Source organism: Microbispora sp. H10670 (assembly GCF_014161385.1).
Taxonomy (GTDB): domain Bacteria; phylum Actinomycetota; class Actinomycetes; order Streptosporangiales; family Streptosporangiaceae; genus Microbispora; species Microbispora triticiradicis.
The window spans coordinates 146,041-169,237 of sequence record NZ_JABBWW010000006.1; the positions used below are offsets into that span (position 1 = coordinate 146,041).

Annotated in this window: 25 protein-coding genes; 14 read left to right on the top strand and 11 right to left on the bottom strand. The window is 73.5% G+C overall.

Features of this window, described 5'->3' with window-relative positions:
- Positions 1-10: 10 nt before the first annotated feature.
- Positions 11-334 (bottom strand): DUF3099 domain-containing protein, encoded by a 324-nt coding sequence (locus tag HHX33_RS11300; RefSeq protein WP_244301982.1) that lies wholly within the window; start codon positions 332-334, stop codon positions 11-13.
- A gap of 86 nt (positions 335-420) precedes the next feature.
- Here HHX33_RS11300 and HHX33_RS11305 point away from each other — a divergent pair, with 86 nt between their 5' ends.
- Positions 421-636, top strand: coding sequence for a dodecin (locus HHX33_RS11305; RefSeq protein ID WP_117409424.1), 216 nt, complete (start codon positions 421-423; stop codon positions 634-636).
- A gap of 56 nt (positions 637-692) precedes the next feature.
- Here the strand turns inward: HHX33_RS11305 and HHX33_RS11310 are convergent, their stop codons facing one another.
- Both HHX33_RS11310 and HHX33_RS11315 read right to left on the bottom strand, forming a co-directional pair.
- Entirely contained in the window at positions 693-2,135 is a 1,443-nt protein-coding gene (locus HHX33_RS11310) for a metallopeptidase TldD-related protein (RefSeq protein WP_310741310.1), read from the bottom strand.
- Entirely contained in the window at positions 2,132-3,625 is a 1,494-nt protein-coding gene (locus HHX33_RS11315) for a TldD/PmbA family protein (protein WP_182874534.1), read from the bottom strand. Before HHX33_RS11315 ends, HHX33_RS11310 begins: the two co-directional genes overlap by 4 nt.
- 76 nt (positions 3,626-3,701) lie before the next feature.
- Here HHX33_RS11315 and HHX33_RS11320 point away from each other — a divergent pair, with 76 nt between their 5' ends.
- The 3 genes from HHX33_RS11320 to HHX33_RS11330 all read left to right on the top strand — a co-directional run bounded on the left by HHX33_RS11320 (position 3,702) and on the right by HHX33_RS11330 (position 6,282).
- Complete coding sequence (locus tag HHX33_RS11320) at positions 3,702-4,406, top strand: beta-ketoacyl-ACP reductase (protein WP_117409425.1); 705 nt, start codon at positions 3,702-3,704, stop codon at positions 4,404-4,406.
- Positions 4,407-4,453: 47 nt separating this feature from the next.
- Positions 4,454-5,218: an enoyl-ACP reductase FabI gene (gene fabI, locus HHX33_RS11325; protein WP_117409426.1), complete on the top strand. Its 765-nt coding sequence runs from the start codon at positions 4,454-4,456 to the stop codon at positions 5,216-5,218.
- A 161-nt stretch (positions 5,219-5,379) separates the two neighbouring features.
- Positions 5,380-6,282 carry a helix-turn-helix domain-containing protein gene (locus HHX33_RS11330; protein ID WP_182874535.1) on the top strand — a complete coding sequence of 301 codons (903 nt, stop codon included), beginning with the start codon at positions 5,380-5,382 and terminating at the stop codon, positions 6,280-6,282.
- 34 nt (positions 6,283-6,316) lie between these two features.
- On the opposite strand, the gene HHX33_RS11335 is transcribed toward HHX33_RS11330, so the two are convergent.
- The 3 genes from HHX33_RS11335 to HHX33_RS11345 all read right to left on the bottom strand — a co-directional run bounded on the left by HHX33_RS11335 (position 6,317) and on the right by HHX33_RS11345 (position 9,174).
- Positions 6,317-6,925 carry a DUF2690 domain-containing protein gene (locus HHX33_RS11335; RefSeq protein WP_182874536.1) on the bottom strand — a complete coding sequence of 203 codons (609 nt, stop codon included), beginning with the start codon at positions 6,923-6,925 and terminating at the stop codon, positions 6,317-6,319.
- A 182-nt stretch (positions 6,926-7,107) separates the two neighbouring features.
- On the bottom strand, positions 7,108-8,085 hold the full coding sequence (locus tag HHX33_RS11340; RefSeq protein WP_182874537.1) for a hypothetical protein: 978 nt from the start codon (positions 8,083-8,085) through the stop codon (positions 7,108-7,110).
- Between the two features lie 141 nt (positions 8,086-8,226).
- The gene (locus HHX33_RS11345; RefSeq protein WP_150934697.1) at positions 8,227-9,174 is read right to left on the bottom strand and encodes an aldo/keto reductase; all 948 of its coding nucleotides are present in this window, start codon (positions 9,172-9,174) and stop codon (positions 8,227-8,229) included.
- A gap of 35 nt (positions 9,175-9,209) precedes the next feature.
- On the opposite strand from HHX33_RS11345, the gene HHX33_RS11350 reads away from it, so the two are divergent.
- The 6 genes from HHX33_RS11350 (at position 9,210) to mshC (ending at position 14,233) form a co-directional block, all read left to right on the top strand.
- Entirely contained in the window at positions 9,210-10,028 is an 819-nt protein-coding gene (locus HHX33_RS11350; protein ID WP_117409430.1) for an undecaprenyl-diphosphate phosphatase, read from the top strand.
- Positions 10,025-10,726, top strand: a complete 702-nt coding sequence (locus HHX33_RS11355; protein ID WP_182874538.1) for a histidine phosphatase family protein — start codon at positions 10,025-10,027, stop codon at positions 10,724-10,726. The genes HHX33_RS11350 and HHX33_RS11355 overlap by 4 nt, the downstream gene beginning before the upstream one ends.
- A gap of 9 nt (positions 10,727-10,735) precedes the next feature.
- On the top strand, positions 10,736-11,302 hold the full coding sequence (locus HHX33_RS11360; protein WP_117409432.1) for a DUF3090 domain-containing protein: 567 nt from the start codon (positions 10,736-10,738) through the stop codon (positions 11,300-11,302).
- 37 nt (positions 11,303-11,339) lie between these two features.
- Positions 11,340-12,116, top strand: a complete 777-nt coding sequence (locus tag HHX33_RS11365; RefSeq protein WP_117409433.1) for an SCO1664 family protein — start codon at positions 11,340-11,342, stop codon at positions 12,114-12,116.
- 94 nt (positions 12,117-12,210) lie between these two features.
- A complete protein-coding gene (locus tag HHX33_RS11370) occupies positions 12,211-13,011 on the top strand; it encodes an NRDE family protein (protein ID WP_310741311.1) in 801 nt (266 codons plus the stop codon).
- Between the two features lie 10 nt (positions 13,012-13,021).
- A complete protein-coding gene (gene mshC, locus HHX33_RS11375) occupies positions 13,022-14,233 on the top strand; it encodes a cysteine--1-D-myo-inosityl 2-amino-2-deoxy-alpha-D-glucopyranoside ligase (RefSeq protein ID WP_182874540.1) in 1,212 nt (403 codons plus the stop codon).
- Positions 14,234-14,276: 43 nt separating this feature from the next.
- Here the strand turns inward: mshC and HHX33_RS11380 are convergent, their stop codons facing one another.
- Together HHX33_RS11380 and HHX33_RS11385 are read right to left on the bottom strand one after the other, a co-directional pair.
- Positions 14,277-14,417 (bottom strand): hypothetical protein, encoded by a 141-nt coding sequence (locus HHX33_RS11380; protein ID WP_165900863.1) that lies wholly within the window; start codon positions 14,415-14,417, stop codon positions 14,277-14,279.
- A gap of 16 nt (positions 14,418-14,433) precedes the next feature.
- Complete coding sequence (locus tag HHX33_RS11385; protein ID WP_310738067.1) at positions 14,434-15,084, bottom strand: class E sortase; 651 nt, start codon at positions 15,082-15,084, stop codon at positions 14,434-14,436.
- 273 nt (positions 15,085-15,357) lie between these two features.
- Between HHX33_RS11385 and HHX33_RS11390 the strand changes: the two genes are divergently transcribed.
- From HHX33_RS11390 to HHX33_RS11405, 4 genes are all read left to right on the top strand, one after another.
- Positions 15,358-16,242, top strand: a complete 885-nt coding sequence (locus HHX33_RS11390; protein WP_182874541.1) for a hypothetical protein — start codon at positions 15,358-15,360, stop codon at positions 16,240-16,242.
- 268 nt (positions 16,243-16,510) lie between these two features.
- The gene (locus tag HHX33_RS11395) at positions 16,511-17,164 is read left to right on the top strand and encodes a hypothetical protein (protein ID WP_182874542.1); all 654 of its coding nucleotides are present in this window, start codon (positions 16,511-16,513) and stop codon (positions 17,162-17,164) included.
- A gap of 36 nt (positions 17,165-17,200) precedes the next feature.
- Positions 17,201-18,970 carry a DUF4012 domain-containing protein gene (locus tag HHX33_RS11400; RefSeq protein ID WP_182874543.1) on the top strand — a complete coding sequence of 590 codons (1,770 nt, stop codon included), beginning with the start codon at positions 17,201-17,203 and terminating at the stop codon, positions 18,968-18,970.
- Between the two features lie 75 nt (positions 18,971-19,045).
- A complete protein-coding gene (locus HHX33_RS11405; protein WP_182874544.1) occupies positions 19,046-19,639 on the top strand; it encodes a low molecular weight phosphatase family protein in 594 nt (197 codons plus the stop codon).
- Positions 19,640-19,733: 94 nt separating this feature from the next.
- Here the strand turns inward: HHX33_RS11405 and HHX33_RS11410 are convergent, their stop codons facing one another.
- The 3 genes from HHX33_RS11410 to HHX33_RS11420 are packed head-to-tail and all read right to left on the bottom strand — an operon-like array spanning position 19,734 to position 23,178.
- A complete protein-coding gene (locus HHX33_RS11410; RefSeq protein ID WP_182874545.1) occupies positions 19,734-21,146 on the bottom strand; it encodes a polysaccharide biosynthesis tyrosine autokinase in 1,413 nt (470 codons plus the stop codon).
- Positions 21,147-21,151: 5 nt separating this feature from the next.
- On the bottom strand, positions 21,152-22,183 hold the full coding sequence (locus HHX33_RS11415; protein ID WP_182874546.1) for a glycosyltransferase family 4 protein: 1,032 nt from the start codon (positions 22,181-22,183) through the stop codon (positions 21,152-21,154).
- Positions 22,180-23,178 (bottom strand): NAD-dependent epimerase/dehydratase family protein, encoded by a 999-nt coding sequence (locus tag HHX33_RS11420; RefSeq protein WP_182874547.1) that lies wholly within the window; start codon positions 23,176-23,178, stop codon positions 22,180-22,182. The genes HHX33_RS11415 and HHX33_RS11420 overlap by 4 nt, the downstream gene beginning before the upstream one ends.
- Between the last annotated feature and the right edge of the window lie 19 nt (positions 23,179-23,197).

Sequence of the window (23,197 nt, forward strand, 5' to 3'; positions counted from 1 at the left end):
CAAGACTTTGTCACGACCCGATCTCGCGTCGATGCCGTGGTATCTCGGTTTGGTTAGGCGAGGTCAAGTCCATGCGCGGAGGAGGCGTGTGACCTCTCTGATTGGCCCCGAGAACGGCAACGTACGGCAAAAGAACCGCCCCGGCGACGAAGAGGGCCTTGACAGGCCAGGGGGAGGGCACCGCGACGGCCAGGATGAGGCAGACGATCCGGATGCCCATCTTGATGAGATAACTGATCTCACGCTTGCGGATGTCGTTGGACAGCGACGGCTGGGCGTCTGTCACCTGGTGAACGACCGGGCGGTCTTTTCTGAACCTGCGCCATGGATTCACGTTTTCCACGGTAGACCCCGGAGGGAGCGGGGGGACGTCCGCGGGGGGGTTACGATCACGCGGACAGGCACAGGCAGGAGGACGTGATGTCGGATCGCACCTATCGGGTGACCGAGATAGTGGGCACCTCGGAGGAGAGCGTGGACCAGGCCATCCGCAACGGTGTCCGGCGGGCCGCCCGGACCCTGCGGCACCTGGACTGGTTCGAGGTGACCGAGGTGCGCGGCCACATCGTGGACGGCGAGGTGGCCCACTTCCAGGTCGGCATGAAAGTGGGCTTCCGCCTCGAGGACGCCGAATAGCAGGACGCCGAACAGGACGGCCGCACAGGACGGCCGCACAGAACGGCCGGGCGGGCTCAGCTCGCCTGGCTGACCGTCGACATGTTGAAGTCGGGCACGCGGACCGGCGGCATGACGGCGCGGTTGAACCAGTCGCCCCACTCGCGGGGCAGGGTGGGCACGCTCGCGCCGACCTCGGTCAGGCGGCCGAGCAGGTCCACCGGCGACTCGTTGAACCGGAAGTTGTTGACCTCGCCGACGACCTCGCCGTTCTCGACCAGGTACACCCCGTCTCTGGTGAGCCCGGTCAGCAGCAGCGACTGCGGGTCGACCTCCCGGATGTACCACAGGCAGGTCAGCAGCAGTCCCCGCTCGGTCGAGGCGACCATCTCCTCCAGCGAGCGCCCGCCCGCCGGGCCCTCCATCACCAGGTTGTCGATCTGCGGGGTCGCGGCCAGGCCGGTCAGCTCCGCCGAGTGCCGGGTCTGCACCAGGTTGGCCAGAGTGCCGTCGCTGATCCACTCGGTGCGGCCGAGGGGCAGGCCGTTGTCGAAGACCGACTGCTCGCGGCCGGAGGCGTGCGCGACGACGAAAGGCGCGCACGCGATCCCGGGGTGGGCGGGGTCGCTGTACAGCGAGATCGGATGCGGAGACAGCCGCTCGCCGACCCGTGTGCCGCCGCCCGGCCGGGAGAACACCGTGCGTCCGTCGGCGGCGTCGCGCGCGCCGGACGACCAGTACAGGTAGATCATCAGGTCGGAGACCGCCGTCGGCGGCAGGATCGTCTCGTAACGACCCGGCTCCAGGTCGATCCGCCGTTTGGCCCAGTCGAGCCGCCGGCTGAGCGTGGCGTCGAGCGCGGCCACGTCCACGTCGGCGAAGTCGCGGGTGGCGACGCCCGTCCAGGCCGAACGCGACAGGTCCGCCGACTTGGCGTTCAGCTCCAGCCGGCCGGTCGGCTGGTCGTGGCGCAGCCGCAGGCCCGTGGACGAGCCGACGAAGGTGGAGGTCACGATGTGCTCGGCGAAGCCGTACAGCCTGCGTCCCGAGGCGTCGGCGGCGGCGAACGCCTCGCCGAGCGCGGGGGCGAACCCGCCGAAGACGTCGATGGACGTCGGCTCCACCGGCCGGTCCCAGCCCGCCGCCGTGTTCGCCGCTGCCGTGTCCACCCCGTCCGTGCCCACCAGAGGCCGCGCGTCCTCCGACGGGCGGGCCTCGCGGGCGGCGCGGTCGGCCGCGGCCACCACGTCGGCGAGCTGCCCGTCCCGTACGGCGGAGCGCGACACGACCCCGACCCCCGCGCCCACCACGGAGATCACGGTGAGCCGCGAGGAGCGGGCGACGCCGTTGGTCGTCAGCGTGTTGCCGGCGAAGCGCAGGTTGGCGGTCGAGCCCTCGTCCACGATGACGACGCAGCCGTCGGCCTCGCTCAGCGCGAGCGCCCGCTCCACCGTCTCCTGCGGTGTGACCAGCCCGCCGCTCACCCCGGCACTCACCCCGTCGCTCAAATGGTCGCTCACTTGCCACCCTCCTGGACGGTGTTGAGGATCCGTACGCCGCGGAACAGCGCAGCCGGCGCGCCGTGGCTGACCGGCGCGACCTGGCCCGGCTGGCCCTTGCCGCAGTTGAACGCCCCGCCGAGCACGTACGTTCCGGGGCCGCCGACGGCCTCCATGGAACGCCAGAAGTCCGTGGTGGTCGCCTGGTAGGCCACGTCGCGGAGCTGCCCGGCCAGCCGGCCGTTCTCGATGCGGTAGAACCGCTGCCCGGTGAACTGGAAGTTGTATCTCTGCATGTCGATCGACCAGCTCTTGTCGCCCAGGATGTAGACGCCGCGCTCCACCCGGGAGATCAGCTCCTCGCTGGACGGGCCGTCCGGCGCCGGCTGGAGCGAGACGTTCGCCATCCGCTGGATCGGCACGTGCCCGGGGGAGTCGGCGAAGGCGCAGCCGTTCGACCTGCCGAGGCCCTTCAGCAGCGTCATCCGGCGGTCGAGCTGGTAGCCCACCAGCGTGCCCTCCCGGACGATGTCGAACGACTGGCCCGCGACGCCCTCGTCGTCCCAGCCGACGGTGGCGAGGCCGTGCTCGACCGTGCGGTCGCCCGTCACGTTCATCACGGGCGAGCCGTAGTGCAGGCTGCCGAGCTGGTCGAACGTGGCGAACGAGGTGCCGGCGTAGGCCGCCTCGTATCCGAGCGCCCGGTCGAGCTCGGTCGCGTGCCCGATCGACTCGTGGATGGTCAGCCACAGGTTGGACGGGTCGACGACCAGGTCGTACCGCCCGGCCTCCACCGAGGGCGCCTTCAGCTTCTCGTCCAGCAGGTCGGGCAGCTCGGCCAGCTCGGCGGGGAAGTCCCAGCCGGCGCCGGTGAGGTACTCGTACCCCCGGCCGACCGGCGGCGCGAGCGTGCGCATGTCGTCGAACCGGTCACCGTCCGTCCTCATCGCCGTCAGCACGGGATGCAGCCGGACCCGCTGCTGTGTGGTCACCGTGCCCGCCGAGTCGGCGTAGAACTTCTGCTCCTTGACCTGCATGAGCGAGGCGGAGACGTGGTCGGTCCGGCCGAGCAGGCCGGACGACCACTCCGCCAGCAGCGCCGTCTTGTCCGCCAGCGGCACGTCGAACGGGTCGACGTCGTAGGCCGACACCCAGGTCACGTCGTCGTACACCGGCTCGGGGGCGAGCCCGACCGGCTCGCGGTTGATCGGCGCGCTGACGGCCGCCACCCGTACGGCCTCCTCGGCGGCGCGCGCCGCCGCGTCCGCGGTCAGCTCGATGCCGGACGCGAACCCCCAGGTGCCGTCCTTGATCACCTGTACGGCGAACCCGAGGTCGTCGGCGTCGGAGGACCCTTCCAGGCGGGCGTCGAACAGGCGCAGGGTCTCGGCGCGCACCCGCTCGAGGCGGAAGGAGGCGTGCTCGGCGCCCAGGTCACGGGCGCGCTGCAGGGCCGCGTCCGCCAGCCGCCGCAGTGGCAGGGCGAGGAAGTCCGGGTCGATCTGGCGCATGTCCACGATCCTAGCCCTGTGATCTTGTGTCCTGCGGACAAGCGGTTACCGTCGGGTAGCCGATACGGTCGGTTGCATGGTTCGCTCTGTTCTCGTCACCGGTGGAAACCGCGGTATAGGCCTCGCGATCGCCCGTGAGCTCGCCGCCGCGGGAGACGCCGTCGCCGTCACCTACCGTTCCGGAGAGCCCCCGGAGGGCCTGTTCGGGGTCCGCTGCGACGTGACGAGAGCCGCCGACGTCGACGCCGCCTTCGAGAAGGCCGAGGCCGAGCACGGCCCGGTCGAGGTGGTCGTCGCCAACGCCGGGATCACCAAGGACACCCTGCTGCCGATGATGAAGGAAGAGACCTTCACCGACGTCATCGACACGAACCTGACCGGCGCCTACCGCGTCGCCAAACGGGCCGTGCGGCCCATGCTGCGGATGCGGCGCGGGCGCGTCATCCTGATCTCCTCCGTCGTCGGCCTGTCCGGTTCGGCCGGCCAGACGAACTACGCCGCCTCCAAGGCCGGGCTGGTCGGCTTCGGCCGCTCGCTCGCCCGCGAGCTCGGCTCGCGCGGCATCACGGTCAACGTCGTCGCGCCCGGGTTCGTGGAGACCGACATGACCGCGGTGCTCGACGAGGCGACGCAGGAGCAGATCCGCAAGAGCATCCCGCTCGGACGGCAGGCGCACGCGGAGGAGATCGCGCGGGTCGTCAGGTTCCTGGCGAGCGACGACGCCTCCTACATCACCGGGGCGGTCATCCCCGTCGACGGCGGCCTCGGCATGGGCCACTGAGCCACTGAATCACCGGGCCACTGAGCACTGACTGAGCGGAGCTGGACATGGGTTTGCTGGACGGTAAGCGACTGCTGGTCACGGGAGTCCTCACCGACTCGTCGATCGCCTTCAACGTCGCCAAGCTGGCCCAGGAGGAGGGCGCGCGGGTCGTGCTGACCGGCTACGGCCGTCTCAGCCTGGTCGAGCGCATCGCCAAGCGGCTGCCCGAGCCGCCGCCGGTGATCGAACTGGACGTGCAGGACACCGACCACCTCGACACGCTCGCCGACCGCGTCGGCGAGCACCTCGACGGGCTGGACGGGGTCGTCCACTCCATCGGCTTCGCCCCGCAGTCCTGCCTGGGCGGCAACTTCCTCAACACCTCGTGGGAGGACGTCGCCACGGCGGTGCACGTCTCGACGTTCTCGTTCAAGTCGCTCGCCGTCGCCTGCCTGCCGCTGATGAAGGAGGGCGGCGCGGTCGTCGGCCTGGACTTCGACGCGACCAAGGCGTGGCCGGTCTACGACTGGATGGGCGTGGCCAAGGCCGGGCTGGAGTCGTGCTCCCGCTACCTGGCGCGCGACCTGGGCAGGCACGGCATCCGGGTCAACCTCGTCGCCGCCGGTCCGCTCCGCACGATGGCGGCCAAGAACATCCCCGGTTTCCAGGAGTTCGAGGACTCCTGGCCGGAGCGCGCGCCGCTCGGCTGGGACCTGACCGACACCGCCCCCGCCGCCCGGGCGTGCCTCGCGCTGCTGTCCGACTGGTTCCCCGCCACCACCGGCGAGATCGTCCACGTCGACGGCGGCGTGCACGCGATGGGCGCCTGACGGCGGGCGGTCCCGCCGCGGGCTCCCCGCGGCCCTGGCGATCTTGCCGCCTGCCGTCGCCGCGCCTACCATCGGGACGTGCGTGGGGTCCGCCCGCCTGGGCGGGCGTGACCCGGTGAGCCCGCGAGGTCCTGGCCGTCCGGCGGCCGTGGATGGGGACGATGGGACGACCAGAGCGCGACCTGAGCCCCGAGGAGGGTCCCGTCCAGGCGTTCGCCGTGGCGTTGCGGCGGCTGCGTGAGGAGGCCGGGACACCCACCTACCGTGCCCTCGCCGAGCGGGCCCACTACTCCGCCACGGTGCTGTCGCGGGCGGCGGGCGGGCGGGTCCTCCCCAGCCTGGAGGTCACCCTCGCCTTCGTCAGGGCCTGCGGCGGCGACGAGGACGAATGGACGCGGCGCTGGCACCGCGTCAGCGCGGAGATCGCCGATGCCCCGGAGACGTCCGGTGGGGAACCGCCGTCTCCGGCGCCGGACGCGGGAGAGGACGTCCCGTCCAGCGCGCGCGGCGGGGCGTCCGGCGGCCTCGCGGGCCGGGCACGCGAACGCGGGCGCCTGCTCGTGCCGCTGGCCGCCCTCGTGACCGCCGGCGCGGTGGCGCTCGGCGCCGCCGGAAGCGGCCCGCTGCTCGCGCCCGGCTGGACGTCGCGCAACCAGCACCTCACCGACCGGACGACGGACGCGAGCCTGGCCGAGGACATGGACGGCGACGACCCCCGCGCCCGGGGGTGCGGGCCCGACCCGGACACGCTCGAAACGCTCGACGCCGTCCCGCTCCTCCTGCCGGGCGGCGCCCGCTTCGGGACGCTGCGGCTGCGGCGCAGCCCGGTCTGCGACACGGCCTGGGCGTCCGCGCACTACGACAATCCCCGTCTGTACACGGTGTGGCTCGCCGCGCACCGCCCGGCGGACAACGCCCAGGTCCGCTCGCAGTGGTCCAACAACACGCCGCCGGGCAGCTACGGCGACATGCTCTCCCTGGCACGGGGGTGCGTGTGGGTGGAGGGCTGGGTGGTCACCGAGCGGGGGGAGGGCCCGCACGCCGCGACCCGTTGTGCCCGCTGACGCGCCCGCCCTCCACGTCGTCGCCGGGCGGGGCTCAGCCCCTCGCCCACGCGCCGGCCGAGCCGGGTCCGGCGCCGCAGCACCAGGCGTACGCCGTCGCGGGCACGTCCCTGGCGTACAGCTGGTCGGAGTAGGCCGAGCCGCCGCGCGTGCGGTACGCCTCGGTGCAGTCGCCGTAGCCGTCGCCCCGGCAGACCATGACAGTGACCGGGCCCGTCCGGCCCCCGTCGAAGGTGACCCTGGACCAGTTCGTCCCGCACCGGGGCGAGTACCGCAACTCGGCCGCCGCGCCCGCCGGCCCGCGGCCGTCGCGGTACCAGAGCCTGGAGCTGCGCACGGTGTACGCGCCGGACGCGCACGCCGAGTCCACCGGGTCGGTGCCGTCGCACAACCGGCGGCCCGGGCTCAGGGCGCAGAACGTCCCCGAGCGGTGCGGGGAGCGCGCCGCACCCGACGGCTCCGGCCCCATGGCCCGCCCCGGCCCCGGACCGGACGGTGCTCCCGAGCCCTGCCCGGACCCCTGCCCCGGCCCCGGCCCCGATCCGCCTCCCGATCCGGCCGACGCCACCGGGGCCGCCGCGAGCACGGCCGCGGCGACCGCCGGCACGGCGAGCGTCCTCAGGACGGTGCTCCATCTCGTCACGGGCTCCTCCTCTCCTGCCGGCACCCGGCCCTTCGCGGGTGCCACGACAGGCATGGAAGCCCACGTGGGGGGACGGCGGCGACGGCCGCACAGGGAGTGGAGACAACGCGCATCAACCCGTCCGTCCGGCGGCGCCGCGCATCAATCCGTGACCTCGCACGACGTCACGGAAGACGGGGCGCTCAGGCGAGCCGGTGGCGGCCCGACCGGTCGGGCAGCCGCAGGCCGCCCTCGAACGGGATCGACTCCTGCGGTTCCTGCTGCCCGGCGCGGGCCCGCCGCGCCGAGACCACCCGGGTGGCGAGCACCGCCGACAGCAGCAGCGCCGCCGTGAGGGCCGTCCCCACGGCGTCGTACGGCCGCTGGTCCCGCAGAGGCACGCCGGTGACCCTGCCGGGCAGACCCGGAAACTCGGGCATCTTCTGCCCCGGCCACAGGAGCGGGATCAGGCCGTCCGCGTCCGGGTCCACGACGGGGTGGGAGGGCGCGGCGGGTGTCCCGCCGCTCCGCGCGGCCGGCCCCGGCCGGTACGGCTCCGCCGGGAGGGCGCCCTCGGGCGCGTGCGAGGGCTTCGGACGCGCAGGACGGCCGGCGGTCGCGGGCGGGCGGTGCTTCCGGCCGCTCCCGCCGGCGCCCGTCTCCTCGCCGGACGCGCAGCGCTCGCCGGCCACCAGGGGCAGGCAGGTGTCCTGGATCGTCCGGCTCAGCCCGTCGGTCAGATCCTGCACGGGAGTGGGAGCACTCCCGGCAGAGGAGCCTCCCGAGCCGCCTCCGGTCACGCCGCCGCCCGCCGAGCCCACCGCGTCCGACGCCGTCCCGGCCGCGCCGGTGGCCGTCTTCACGGTGTCGTCCACCGTCTTCCCGATGTCGTCGACAGCGGTGCCGGCGGTGCCGGTCACCGTCTGCACGGTGTCGTCCACGGCCTTGGTGACCGGCTCCGTCACCCCTCCGGTCGCCTTGTCCGCGACGTCGGTGACGCCGTCCGCCACGCGGCCCACGCCGTCCACCAGGTTGCAGACGCCACCGGTGAGTCCCGAGACGAGCCCGCCGCCGGTGGTGCAGTCGGCCCATGCCGGGGACGCGGTGAGGGGGAGCCCACCGCCCAGGGCGATCGCGAGAGCCCCGGCGGAGATGGCGGAGGCCTTGCGTGCGGTGCCCATGTGTTCCCTTCCGCGGTCGTCTGGTCAATCCCCCGACATACCCGCCACTCTTCGCCAGAGCGCGGGGTTATGCAGTAGAAAGTTGCAATTCGGTATCGATGTGTGATACGTGAAGACGATTCTCGTTCGCCCCTCGGCGGGTCAGGGGTCGGAGACGTCCGACACGTCGTCCAGGGCCTCCCGGATCTCCCACGGCAGGGTCAGCTCCTCGGCCTGTAACACCCCGAGGAGCTGCGCGTGGGTGCGGGCGCCGACGATCGCCGACGACACGCCCGGGCGGTCGCGCACCCAGGCGAGCGCCACGGCGAGCGGCGACACGCCGAGCCCCTCGGCCGCCGTGGTCACCGACTCCACGATCCTGCGGCACCGCTCGTCCAGATAGGGCCGTACGAACTCGGCGAAGTGCGGGGTGGCGGCGCGCGAGTCGGCGGGGATCCCGGTGCGGTACTTCCCGGTCAGCACGCCGCGTCCCAGCGGCGACCAGGCGAGCAGCCCGGCGCCCACGTGCGCGGCGGCCGGGATCAGCTCCTCCTCCGGCTCCCTGGCCAGCAGGGAGTACTCCGCCTGCGCCGCGACGAGGGGGGCGCGCGCGTCGCCGCACCGCTGCCAGGTCGCGGCGGCGGCCAGCTGCCAGCCCGTGTAGTCGCACACCCCGGCGTAGGCCGTACGGCCGGTCGAGACGGCGAAGTCGACGGCCGCGAGCGTCTCGTCGAGCGGCACCCGGTCGTCGAACGCGTGGAGCTGCCAGAGGTCGACCTCCTCCAGCCCGAGACGGGCCAGGGACGCGTCGAGGGCGCGGATGAGATGGCGGCGGGAGGCGTCCCGCTCGCCGCCGGGCATGAGGACCGCCTTGGTCGCGATCACCAGCTCCGAGCGCGGCACCACGTCGCGGATGAGCCGGCCGATCAGCCGCTCCGCGTCGCCTCCGCCGTACACGTCGGCGGTGTCGATCAGCGTGCCGCCGGCCTCGGCGAACGCGGTGAGCTGAGCGGTCGCCTCCTCGGCGGAGGTGTCGCGGGCCCAGGTCATCGTGCCGAGCCCGATCCGGGACACCGAGAGACCGCTGCGCCCGACAAGTCGCTGGTCCATTGTGCGGACAGACTAGCCGATAGGCTGTCCGCACCATGGACGTACTACAGGCCATCGTGCTGGGAGTCGTGCAGGGTCTCACCGAGTTCCTGCCCATCTCCAGCTCCGCCCACCTGCTGATCGTGCCCAAGCTGGCCGGCTGGGGCGACCCCGGCGCCGCCTTCACCGCGGTGATCCAGCTCGGCACCATGCTGGCCGTGCTGCTCTACTTCTGGCGCGACATCGTCCGGATCCTCTGGACCTGGCTGCGCAGCCTGTGGACGCCGGAGCTGCGGGGCGACCTCGACGCCCGCATGGGGTGGTACATCGGGCTCGGCACGATCCCGATCGGCGTGGCCGGCCTGCTGTTCAAGGATGCGATCGAGGGCCCGGCCCGCAACCTCTGGCTCAACGCCACCATGCTGATCGCGTTCGGCCTGCTGCTGCTCGCGGCCGAGCAGTTCGGCAGGAAGAAGAAGGAGGTCGCCGACCTCACCATGCGCGACGGCCTGATCGTGGGGCTGTGGCAGATGGCGCCGCTGATCCCCGGCGCGTCCCGCTCGGGCTCCACCATGACCGGCGCGATGTTCCTCGGCTACACGCGCGAGGCGGCGGCCCGCTACTCGTTCCTGCTGTCCATCCCGGCCGTGGTGCTGTCGGGCCTGTTCGAGCTGCGCGACGTCGGCGACGGCGGCGGCCCGCCGCTCGTGCCGACCCTGATCGCGACCGTCGTCTCGTTCGTGGTCGGGTACGCCTCGATCGCCTGGCTGCTGCGTTACGTGGCGCGGCACTCCACGATCGTCTTCGTCGTCTACCGCGTCTTCGCCGGAACGTTCCTCCTCACCCTCCTCTACCTGGGGGTGCTCCAGTCATGACGACCGTCCTTCTCGTACGGCACGGCCTGACCGACCTGACCGGCCCGGTGCTGGCGGGCTGGACGCCCGGCGTCCACCTGGACGAGCGCGGCCGGGAGCAGGCGCGCGCGGTGGCCGAGCGGCTCGCGCCGCTGGAACTGGACGCGATCGTGTCGAGCCCGCTGGACCGGTGTCAGGAGACCGCCGCCGCCATCGCCCAGGGCCGCCCGGTCACCGTGCAGACCGACGACAGGTTCGGCGAGTGCGGCTACGGCGACTGGACCGGCAGGCCGCTGAAGGAGCTCGCCGAGGAGCCGCTGTGGCGGGTCGTGCAGGCCCATCCCAGCGCGGCGGTCTTCCCCGGCGGCGAGGCCATGGCGGAGGTGCAGAGCCGGGCCGTGCGGGCCGTACGGGACTGGAACGAGCGGCTCGGTGAGAAGGCCACCTATCTCGTCTGCAGTCACGGGGACGTCATCAAGGCGATCGTGGCCGACGCGCTGGGGCTGCACCTGGACCAGTTCCAGCGCATCACGGCCGACCCCGCCTCCGTCACCGTGATCCGTTACACTCCGCTGCGCCCCTTCCTGCTGAGGGCCAACGACGTGGGCGGGGGAGTGGCCAACCTGGTGCCCCCGCCCGAGGTTCCGGCGCGGGAAGACGGGGGAGAAACCACCACCGGAAGCGACGCCGCCGTCGGCGGCGGAGCAGGGACCACATAAGGTCGGGCTATGCCGGTCTTCGATTACGATCCGCCTGACAGGTTCGTGGCCGGTGCCGTTGGGCAACCGGGCGCACGAGCCTTCTTCCTGCAGGCGCGCGGCCACGGCAGGATCACCACCGTGGCGCTCGAGAAGTTCCAGGTCGCCGTGCTGGCGGACCGCCTCGACGAGCTGCTCGACGAGGTGCTGCGGCGCAGCGGCGGACGCGCGCCGGTCCCGGCCGTCGCCCCCGCCGACCTGACCGACGAGGGGCCGCTGGAGCTGCCGCTCGACGAGGACTTCCGGGTGGGGACCATGGCGCTCGCCTGGGACCCGGAGACCTCCCAGGTGGTCATCGAGGCGCAGGAGGCGGGCGAGGGCGACGAGGAGGACGAGCCGCCGGCCGACGACCGGCCCGAGCCCGCCGTCCTCAGGGTGCGGATCAGCGCCGCCGCCGCCCGCGCGTTCAGCCGCAGGGCCCTGGAGGTGGTGGCCGCGGGCCGGCCTCCGTGCCCGTTGTGCGGGCGGCCCCTCGACCCGGAGGGCCACATCTGCGTGCGGCTCAACGGCCACCATCCCGGAGGGCTGTCCGCGTGAGGGGCAGGGCGGTACGCGCGGCGTGGCGAGGATCCGGATGACGGCTGAGGACGAGGCGAGCATCGGCGGCGTGGACAGAGCGGGACCCGACGGGGCGGGACTGGACGACGCGGCGGCGATGCGCCTGCTGCGGGAGGGCACCTTAGAAGTGGCCGGGCGACTCGTCGAGGCCACGAACATGACGCTCTACTGCTCCGTCGCCACCGGCGAGCACGCGGCGGCGTGTGTGTACAAGCCGGTGCGGGGTGAGCGGCCTCTGTGGGACTTCCCCGACGGCACGCTCGCGGCCCGGGAGGTGGCCGCCTACGAGGTGGCGGCGGTCACCGGCTGGCGCATCGTGCCGCCGACGGTCCTCCGGGACGGCCCCTTCGGCCCCGGCATGGTGCAGCTGTGGATCGACGCCGATCCCGACGCCGACCTGATGACCGTGATGCGCAGCCGCAACCCCGCCCTGCGCCGCATGGCCGTCTTCGACGCGGTGGTGAACAACGCCGACCGCAAGGGCGGCCACCTGCTCCCGCTGCCGGACGGCCATGTGTACGGCGTCGACCACGGAGTGTGCTTCTCCGTGGACGACAAGCTGCGTACGGTGCTGTGGCAGTGGCGCGGCAGGACGCTGCCGCGCGAGGCGGTCAACGTGCTGGAGCGGCTGGAGCGCGAGATCGAGCGGGGCCGTCTCGGGCGGCGGCTGCGCGAGCTGCTCACCCAGGCCGAGGTGGAGGCGACCTGGGAGCGGGTCAAGAGGCTGCTGGCCACCGGCGTCCACCCGCATCCCTCCGACGACTGGCCCGCCATCCCATGGCCGCCGATCTGATGGTCCGCCCGAAGCTTGCGCAGAACGTACGTATTGTGCACTCTGCAGGGGTCTCTACCGTTTCTGGAGGGAACACGCAGTGTGTACGGTCATCGTGAGCGTCGACCCGGAGGCCGGCACACCGGTGCTCCTGGTGGGCGTGCGTGACGAGTTCGTCACGCGGCCGTGGATGTCACCCGACCGTCACTGGCCCGACCACCCCGGGCTGATCGGGGGCCGCGACCTGGAGGCGGGCGGCACCTGGCTGGCCGCCGACCCGGCGGAGCGGCGCGTGGCCGCGCTGCTCAACGGCGAAGGCACCGCGGCTCCGGCGGCCGGGCGGCGGTCCCGCGGCGAGCTGCCGCTGCTGGCCGCCGAGGCGGGGGAGCTGCCGCCGGTCGACCTGTTCCGCTACGACCCCTTCCATCTCGTCCTCGGCGGTCTCGACGGCGTACGGCTGTGGAGCTGGGACGGCGGGCGGCTCGCCGAGGAGAAGCTGCCCGGGGGCGTGCACATGATCGTCAACACGGGCTGGGACCGGTCCGGCCGAGATCCGCGGACGGCCTGGTTCCGGCCCCGGTTCACCCGCGCCGCCCGGCCGGAGTGGACCGACGGCGGCTCCACGGAGCGTTTCTGGGGCGAGTGGCTGGACCCGGCCTCCGGCGCCGGGATGGGCGGCAGCGCGGAGGGCACGGTGGGGGGCGCGGTGGCCTGGGACGACCCACGGGCACTGATCATGCGGCGCCGTCTCCCGGACGGGCGGATCTTCGCGAGCCTGTCGGTGACGCTGGTCGCCCTGGCCCCGGAAGGGCTGCGCTACGACTTCTGTCCCCAGCCGGACGACCCCTCCACCTGGCACGAGATCGACACGTCCCGGGGCGGACCGCCCGGCCGCAGCCGTCGGGCGCGCGGATAGGCTGCACACCATGCGATCGTGGTCTGCTCCGAATGTCCCCAGGCTGCCTGGTCCGGGCCTTCCGCTCCGTTTGTACGACACCGCCGCCCGAGAGGTGCGGGAGACGGCCCCCACGGGAGAGGCCCGGATGTACGTCTGCGGCATCACGCCGTACGACGCCACGCATCTCGGGCACGCCAACACCTACCTCGCCTTCGACCTCGTGAACCGGGCCTGGCGGGACGCGGGCCACGACGTGCACTACACGCAGAACGCCACCGACGTGGACGACCCGCTGCTGGAGCGGGCGGCGGCGACCGGCACCGACTGGCGGTCCCTCGGCGAGCGGGAGATCGAGCTGTTCCGCTCCGACATGGAGGCGCTGCGGATCCTGCCGCCCCGCGAGTACGTGGGGGTCACCGAGACGATCGAGGAGATCACCGGGGTGATCGGCCGGCTGTCGGAACGCGGCGCGGCCTACGACGTCGACGGCGACGTCTACTTCTCCGTCACCGCGGCGCCGAAGTTCGGCGCGGTCTCGGGCTACTCCGAGGAGACGATGCTGGCGCTGTTCGCCGAGCGCGGCGGCGACCCCGGCAGGTCGGGCAAGCGTCACCCGCTCGACTGGCTGCTGTGGCGGGCCGAGCGGCCGGGCGAGCCCTCCTGGGACTCGCCGTTCGGCCGGGGCCGGCCGGGATGGCACGTCGAGTGCACGGCCATCGCCCTGCGCAACCTCGGCACCGGGTTCGACGTCGCCGGCGGCGGCTCCGACCTGATCTTCCCCCACCACGAGATGGGCGCCTGCGAGGGCCACGTCGCCACCGGCGAGTGGCCGTTCGCCCGTGCGTACGTGCACGCCGGCATGGTCGGCCTGGACGGCGAGAAGATGTCGAAGTCCAAGGGCAACCTCGTGTTCGTCTCCCGGCTGCGGCGCACGACCGACCCCATGGCCGTACGGCTCGCCCTGCTGGCGCACCACTACCGCACCGACTGGGAGTGGACGGGGGACCAGCTCGCGGAGGCCGAGGGCCGGCTGGCGCGGTGGCGGGAGGCGGTGGCGCGTCCGGCGGGGCCCGCGGGCGAGCCCGTGCTCGCCGCGGTCCGCGAGCGGGTCGCCGACGACCTCGACGCGCCCGGCGCGCTCGCCGCGATCGACGCCTGGGCGGCCGGGGAGGGCGACGACACGTCCTCGCCCGCGCTGGTCCGCGACGTCGCCGACGCGCTGCTCGGCGTCGTCCTCTAACTGGGCGCGGCCGCCGGGCGGTGCCGTGAGCCCGGCGGCCGGCTCAACCGATCGGCAGGCGCGGCGCCAGCCAGGGGAACACGACGTACCACAGCGCGGCCACCGCGCCTCCGGTCAGCAGCACGGCGATCGTCAGCCGGAGCGCGGCGCCGCCGGGCAGCAGCCGCCAGAGGAACCTGTACACGCCGGATCTCCCTCGGTCAGTCCCGGCGTTCCTCACGGCGGACGAGCACGCTCTGGACGACCAGGCGCTGCGCCGCGGAGAACTTGGGGTGGCAGGTGGTCATGGTCATGAACGCGGTGGTGGGCCGCTGCCCCGGGTGGCCGGGGACGGGATCGACGACGTCGACCTCGCCGGGATCCACGACCTCCTTGCGCGTCACCTGGTAGGTGTAGCGGGCGTCCCAGGCATCCACCATGATGTCGTCGCCGCGCTGAAGCCGGTCGATCCGGTTGAACGGCGCCGCGTAGGTGGTGCGGTGTCCCGAGAGCACGAAGTTGCCGACCTGACCGGGCAGGGCGGTGCCGGGGTAGTGACCGGGGCCCCTGCGCAGCTCGTCCGGGCCCACGCCCTCGACGACGGCGAACCGGTACCCGGCTCCCAGGCGCGGGATGCGCAGCAGCGCCAGGGCGTCGCCGGGCCGCACCGCGGCCGGGCCCGCGCGCCCCTCATGCCGCAGGAAGACCTCCCCCAGCCGCCGCTGCAGGACGCGCTGCTCCCGTTCGGTCTCCGCGCCGGTGCCCCAGAGCAGGTACGCGTAGAACAGCAGCAGGACCAGACCGGCGGGCAGGCACAGCTCGCCGATCACCCGTACGGTCGCCGTCACGGCTCCGCCGTCGTCTCCGCGCACGGACCGAGTATCGCCTTCCGGTGACGATCCGCGGCCGTCGCGCGGGGGCGTTGGTGAATTCTTTGGCACCCGGGTCGCGGCCGCGCGCGAAGCGGCGAGCGGGTCGCGGTCAACGGACCGAGAACCCTGACCGATCGTTCGGTAAGCGCCGTGCGCCGTGATCGAGCCGATCTCCACCGGCCGCTTACAACAGTCGCAGATGCTCGTTCACGTGAATGCCGTTATCGGGAGTCCAAAGTGGCGCGAAAAAACACCCTACCCATTCTTCTGGCGGTGACGGTCGCGGGCGGCCTGACGCTCGGGATCCCCGCGGCCGCGGCCGCGGGGACCGTCATGTCACCGGTCGCCCCGGCGGGGGACGGTGCGGCCCTCTCGCCGGAGCCCGTCACGGCGGAGAACGCCGAGGAGCCGGGCGAGAACGTGGACGCGAGCCCGGTCGTGCAGGAAAACGGGCCGGGGACGGCCGCGCAGCAGCCCGTCCACACCACCACCAACAACAACGGCGGGGTCTGGAACCGGAACGCCGGCGGCTGGAGCTATCCGCTGGCCTACACCTACAGCGACACCAAGACGATCAACGCGCAGCCGATCGCCGCGCCCGCGGGCGCGGGCACCGGTCGCGGCGCCGGCCCGAGCGTCACCGGCGTCGGTCCGGCCATCGGCCCGGGCACCGGTGCGGGTGCGGGCGGCGCTGAAATGGCACCGCTGCAGAACGCGACGCAGAGCGCGGAGCAGTGGCCGGGGAAGGGGCCGGTGGGAGCCGGCAAGGCCTCGGCCGTCGAGGGGGAGCCGGAGGAGCTGCCCGGGGAGACCACCGATGAGGAGGGACTCCCCGGGGAGGAGACGGACGAGGAGGAGTCCCCCGAGAAGGACACCACCGACGAGGCGGAGACCGGCGAGGCCGACGAGGCCGACGAGGCCGACGAAGACGAGGCGGACGAAGCGGACGAGGCGCCGGCCGGCATGGCTCCCGAGGAGATGGCCGGTCCCGCGCCGGTCGCCGCGGCCGGCCCGGCGGCGGGCCCGGTGGGCGGCGCTCGGCTTCCGTTCACCGGCGCGCCGGTGAGCGTGGCCGTCGCGGGGGCGGGCCTGCTGGCCGTCGCGCTCGGCTGCACCCTCGCCACCGCCCGGCGGCGGCGCTCCACCGACGCCGGGTAGCACCGGTGCCCGCGAAGCCGGGGCCGGGGGCGCGGCGGCAGGGGACGCGCGGCAGGTGTGGCGGGGAGGCCGGTCAACGAAGCGAGAACCCTGCGCGATCGTTCGGTAAGCGCCGTGCGCCGGGGCGGAGCGGCCGTTGACCGGACGCATATAACAGTCGAGCAGCGACATGTCGCTGGCAATCCGGGCAAATGCTCAATCGGCATAATGGCCGTTATCGGGAGTCCAAGTGGCGCGTAAAACTAAAAGACCAATTTTTCTGGCGACAATGGTCGCCGGCGGCCTGACCCTCGGGATTCCCGGGGTCGCGGCCGCGGAGTCTGTCGGGTTCACGGTGCTGCCGTCGGGCGACGGCGTCTACCCGCCCAGGCCCATCAGCGTGGAGAACGTGGTGAGCCCGGAGACCGTGACGCAGCCCGTCCACACCACCAACAACAACAACGGTTTCTGGTGGCCGAACAACAACTGGCAGGGCTGGAGCTGGCCGCAGGTCTCCACGACCAACGACACCAACAACGGGAACGCGCAGCCCATCGTCGCGCCCGCCGGCGCGGGCGGGATCGCACCGGTGCAGAACGCCGGGCAGCAGGCGCAGGGGGAGCCCGCGCAGGCCGTCGCGCCCGAGGAGACGGAGGCCGGGGACGAGTCCGAGGAGGTGCCGGGGGAGGAGGCCGAGGAGGAGCGCGCCGACGAGAACGAGGACATGCCCGGCGAGGAGGAGTCCGAGGGCTCCTTCGAGAGCGGGCCGGCCGCCGGAGAGGCGCCGACCGGCGGTGTTCCCGCGCAGGCCTCGGGAGGAGGCCGCCTGCCGTTCACGGGCGCGCCCGCGGGCGTGGCCGTCGCGGGAGCGGGCCTGCTGGCCGTCGCGCTCGGCTGCACCCTGTTGTCCGCGCGGCGTCGGCGGTCCGGCGATGCCGAATAGAAGCAGGTGGCCTGCGGTCCGGGGCGCAGCGGCCCGGTGACACCTGGAAGAACTCGCAGGCTGGTCGTCGCCGGCCTGCCGTCGCTGGCCCTCGGCCTCGTGCTGGCCGGGGGCTGGGCGGCCCACCTCGGGCTGAGCGTGCGTGACCATCTGGAGGCGACGCGGGCCGCCCTGCTCCGGCTGCGGCCGGGCGCCGTGGGGCCGGCCCGCTCCGTCGCCGCGACGCTCGCCGAGGCCCGCGGTCACGCGGCGGAGGCGCGGCGGCTGACCGGCGGCCCCGGCTGGGCGCTGCTCACCCACCTTCCGGTGGTGGGCGACGGCGCGGCCACGACCCGGGGACTGGCCGCGTCCGTCGCGGACATCACCGACGTGCTGACCCGCGTGGAGCGCGCGGCCGCGCCGTTGCTGTCCGCGGGCGCGCGGGCGCCGGGGGACCTGCGGCGCGCGCTGGCCGCCCTCGACGCGATGGCGCCGGTGCTGCGCGACGGCGCCGCCCGCGTGGACGCGGCGAGATCGCGGGTGGCGGGCACCCCGGCGTCGACGGGCCTGGCCGCCCTGGACGGGGCGCGCGAGACGGCGCTCCGCGAGGCGGGCCGGCTGCACGGCATGCTGAGCCAGGGGGCGGAGGCCGCCGCCCTCCTGCCGCCCATGCTGGGCCGCGACGGTCCCCGCCGCTACTTCCTGGCGTTCGAGACGAACGCCGAGGCCCGCGGGACCGGCGGCCTCGTCGGCGCCTTCGGCGTGCTGAAGGCCGACGGCGGGAGGGTGTCCGTCACCCGGCTGTCCGCCAACACCGGCATGGCGGCCAGCGCCGAGCCCGTCGCCGACCTCGGCTCCGCCTTCGCCTCCCGCTACGGGCGGGGCGCGACCACGACGCTGTCGGTGTCGAACCTGTCCCCGCACTTCCCCTACGCCGCGGCCACCTGGACCGGACTGTGGCGCCGCCAGACCGGCCAGGAGCTGGACGGGGCCATCGCGACCGACCCTGTCGGCCTCTCCTACATCCTGGGCGCCATCGGGCCGGTGAGGCTTCCCGGCGGCGGTGGGACGGTGACGGCGGGCAACGTCGTCGACCTGACGGAGCGGGAGGCCTACGCCCGCTATCCGGACCCCGCCGAGCGCAAGAAGTACCTGGTCAGGATCGCCGGAGCGGTCAGCGAGGCGCTGACCGGCCGGCTGGGGGAGCCCACGCGGCTGCTGCCCGCCTTCGCGCGCATGGTGGGCGAGAGCCGGCTCACGGTCTGGAGCCGGGCCGGGGACGAGCAGCGCCGTCTCGCGTCGACCCCGGTCGGCGGGGTGCTGCCCGAGCGGCGCGAGCCGTACGCCGGGCTCGTCGTGAACAACTCGGCCGGCACCAAGCTCGACTACTACCTGGACCGCTCGCTCACCTACGAGCTCGGCCCGTGCCGTCCGGACGGGCTGCGCACCTCGCGGGTGCGGGTCCGGCTCACCAACGACGTGCCGCGCGGGCCGCTGCCCGCCTACGTCACCGGCCGGCTCGACGACCCGCGGCGTCCCCACGCCGCCGGCTCCAACGTGCTGTGGGTGTCGCTGTACGCGGGAATCGGGGCGAAGGCGACGGGGGTCCGGCTCGACGGCCGGCCGATCTCGTTCTACTCCGAGACCGAGCGGTCCCATCCCGTCTACTCCAAGGTGCTGGAGTTCGCGCCCGGCCAGTCGAGGACGCTGGAGTTCGACCTGCTCGAACCGTACTCGGCGGCGGCCCCCGTGGTCCCGGTGCAGCCGCTCGTCCGCCCGCAGCGCACGCTGGTGACGGCCGACGTCAGGGGCTGCGGCCCCTCCTGAGGGGACCGGCAGGAACCGTTAAAGCCCGGCGCGCCGCGAGCGGCGGCGCGCCGGGCCCGGCCTAGCGTCCCGCCCATGGAGCGTACGCATCCGCCGGAGGGCGCGGAGACCTTCCGCATCCTGTTCGTGTGCACGGGCAACATCTGCAGGTCGGCCATGGCCGAGCGGCTCGCCCGGGCCGCGCTCGGGCCGGGCTCGCCGATCCTCGTGGGCAGCGCGGGCACCCACGCCAGGCCGGGACTTCCGATGGCCGAGCGGGCGTGCGGGGCGTTGCTGCGGTTCGGCGGCGATCCCGGAGGTTTCGCCTCACGCCCGCTCACCGCCGCGGCGGTGGCCGGCGCCGATCTCGTGCTGGCGGCCTCGTCCGAGCATCGCGCCGCGGCGGTGGCCCTGCATCCCGTCGCGGCCGCGCGCGCGTTCACCATCGTCGAGTTCGGCGCGCTGGCCCGCGCGGTCCCCGCCGGGCGGGTGCCGGGCCACGAGGGTCCCGTACGCCGGGCCCGGGCCCTGCTGGAGGAGACCGGGGCGCTGCGCGGGCTGGTCCGGGTGGAGCGGCCTGACATCGCCGACCCCTACGGAGGCTCCCGCAGGGCCTACCGGGACGCGGCCCGCCGCATCGCGGACGCGCTCGCCGCCCCGATCCGCCTGCTGACGCACCCGGTTGCCTGACCCTGCCGCCTGACCCGGCCGGTCTCCGCTCGCCGCACGCGAACGTGTGGGGCCGCGTCACCCGACGCGGCCCCACGCACCTGCTCTCGTACCGCTACACCGGTATGGGCGCCTGCGGCTGCGGCGTCTCCGGCGGGGCCTCCTGGGCGGCCGCGTCGTACCCGTACCCGTATCCGTATCCGTATCCGTAGCCGTAGTAGGAGCCGTGCTTGGCGGGCACGAAGTTCAGCACGGTGCCGACGAGGCGGGCGTTGATCGACGACAGCAGCTCACCGGCCCGGAGCACCTGCTCGCGCCGGGTCTTGCCGTGCCGCACGACGAGCAGCGCGCCGTCGCAGATCGCGCCGAGGGCGGCGGCGTCGGTGACGGGCAGCAGCGGCGGCGCGTCGATGATCACCATGTCGTACTCCTCGGTGAGCTGGGCCAGCACCGAGCGCATGCCCCGCGACCCGAGCAGCTCGCTGGGGTTCGGCGGGATCCGGCCGCTGGGCAGCACGGAAAGGCCCGGCTGCCCCCACGTCTGGATGACGTCGTGCAGCCGCGCCCGCTCGATGAGCACGTCGGTGAGCCCGGTTCCGCCCTCGATGCCGAGGTAGCGGGGGACGCTGGGGCGCCGCAGGTCGGCGTCGACCAGGACCACCCGCCAGCCCGCCTGGGCCATGGTGATCGCGAGGTTGGCCGACGTGGACGACTTGCCCTCGCCCGGCAGGCAGCTGGTCACGACGAGCGACTTGGGCTGTCGGTCCACGCCGATGAACTGGAGGTTCGTCCGCAACGACCGGAACGCCTCCGCGCGCGACGACCGGCCCTGGTCACGCAGGATCAGCGGATGCCGCTTCGCGTCGCGTTCGTAACCGATGACCCCGAGGATCGAACTCCTGGCGACCTTCTGCAGCGTCTCGGCGGTCTTGACGGTGGTGTCGAGGCGGTCGCGCAGGACGAGGCCCGTGACGGCCGCGAACAGGGCGATGAGCGCGCCGAGCGCCATGTTGGTCAAGGGCTGGGGTGCGACGGGCTCCTTGGGGACCTCGGCCTCGTCGACCACCGTGACCCGGATCGTGGGCGGGCTCTTCGGCGTGGGGCGCTCGATTCTGTCGATCAGCTGGGCGAACGCGGTGCCCAGCGCGTTCGCCCGGGCGGCCGCCCGCACCGGGACGCTGTCGGCGACCGTGGCCCGCAGCAGCGTCGTGTCGGGGATGGCATCGGCGGTGATCCTTGCCTGCAGGTCGGTGACGTCCTCCCCACGGGCGATCCGGCCGACCACCTGGCGGCTGGTCAGCAAGGTGGCGTACGACTGGACCCGCTGCTGGGACAGCGCCCCCGCCTGGAGCGCCGTCGAAAGGCCGCCCTCCCTGGCGTCGGCGGACACCAGCATCGTGATCGACGCGAGGTACCTGGGCGGGGTGTTGACGGTCACGACGTGGGCGGTTCCCACTCCCGCCAGCACGGACAGCAGCAGGAGCGGCCAGTATCTGCGCATCAGCCGCGCGTAATAGAGCAGTTCCATGGGTGTCAGCCCCTTACAGGGATAGAGATCGTCCGGGGACGGGCCGGCGGATAGACCGGAACGCGCTGTGGCAGCACGACGACGACGCACGCGGCGGCGACGCCGCCGATCGCCGCGGCCGCCGGCGCGATCCAGCCCAGCGTCATCGCCAGGTCGGCCAGGCCGGCGGCGGCCGCGAGCGCGGCGAGCGCGAGGGCCGTGCGCCGCTTGCCGAGACCGAGCCGGTGCAGTCGATGTGAGAGGTGGTCGGAGCCGCCCTGCAGCAACGGCCGGCCCGCCCTCCGCCTCGACAGCAGCACGATCCCGGTGTCGACGGTCGCGACGAAGGTCGGCAGGAGCAGGCCCGCGACCGCCGTGCCGGTCCCGGTGCCGGTGATCACCAGTGCCGCCGAGGACGCCAGCACGAACCCGATGAACAGCGAACCGGCGTCCCCCATGAAGATCCGCGCCGGCGCCCAGTTGTGCAGCAGGAACCCCAGGGCGGCGGGGGACAGGGCGGCCAGGAGCAGGCCGGTCTCCGGACGCCCGGACACGAAGGCGGCGGCGGCCAGGAGCGCGGTGCTGACCACGGTGACCGCGCCCAGCGCGCCGTCCATGTTGTCGAGCAGGTTGAACGAGTTGGTGACCACGACGATCCACAGCAGGGTGATCGGCACGTCCGGCCAGGTCCCGGTCACCGGCGCGACGACCCCGCTCGTCACGGCCACCCCTGCCGCCAGCGCCTGTACGGCCAGCCGGGTCGGCGGAGGAAGCGGCGCGATGTCGTCGATCAGCCCGAGCAGGGCCATGGCCACGGCGCCGACGAGGATGCCGGCGATCCGCTGGCAGGCCGCGCCGGCCAGCGCCACCGGGGGGACGACGGTGCACAGCATGATGGCGATCCCGCCCAGATAGGGCGTCGGCCGCCGGTGCGACTTGTGCCCGCCGGGCCTGTCGGTGAGTCCCCAGCGCAGCGCGAGGCGCCGCATCACGGGGGTCGCCGCCGCGCAGCCGGCGAAGGCGCTGATCGCGATGACCAGGGCGGTGGCGCCGTTCACCGGCCCGTGGCCGCGAGCTCGGCGCGGGCGTCGGCGATGGTCTCCAGCAGGATGTCGTCCAGCGACAGGGCCGGTGTCCACCCGGTCAGCGTGCGCAGCCTGCCGGTGTCGGGAACCCGGCGTGTCATGTCCTCGAAGCCCCTGCCGTACGCCTCGGCGTACGGGACGAGATCGACGCCGGACGTGCTCCCGGTGAGCTCGACGATCAGCTTGGCCAGCTCCAGGATGCTCACCTCGTCGCTCGAGCCGACGTTGAACGTGCCTCCGACCGCGCGGTCGTCGTCCAGCAGCAGGAGCAGGGCCCGCACGACGTCGCGTACGTGCGCGAAGCAGCGGGTCTGCGTGCCGTCGCCGTGCACGGTGAGCGGCATGCCCGCCAGCGCCTGCCGGACGAGCCGGGGGATGACCATGCCGTACGCCGGGCTCTGCCGCGGCCCCACCGTGTTGAACAGCCGGACGACGACCGTCGGCAGGCCGCGCTCCCTGTGGTAGGCGTTGGCCAGGATCTCCTCCACCGCCTTGGCCGTGCTGTAGGCCCAGCGGACGACGTCCGGACTGCCCAGGATCCGGTCGGACCACTCGGGGAGCGGGCCGGCCGAGTTCTTCCCGTAGATCTCGCTCGTGCTGGTCACCAGGATCTTCCGCCGATAGCGGTGCGCCGCCTCCACGACGATCTCCGAACCGCGGATGTTGGTGGTGAGCGAGCGCAGCGGCTGTTCGACGATCAGCTTCACTCCCACGGCGGCGGCGAGGTGGACCACCACATCGCACGTGTGCACGAGCTGGTCCACCACGAGCTCGTCCAGGACCGAGCCCTGGACCACGCGCAGCCGCGGGTCACCCGCGTGGTGCGCGAGGTTGGCCGGGCGGCCGGTCGACATGTCGTCCAGGACGACGACCGAGTCGCCGCGAGCGAGCAGGGCGTCGGTCAGGTGGGATCCGACGAAGCCGCTCCCGCCGGTGATCAGATAGGTGTTCCCGCTTGACGTGGTCAAGGCCTTCTCCCAGCAAGTG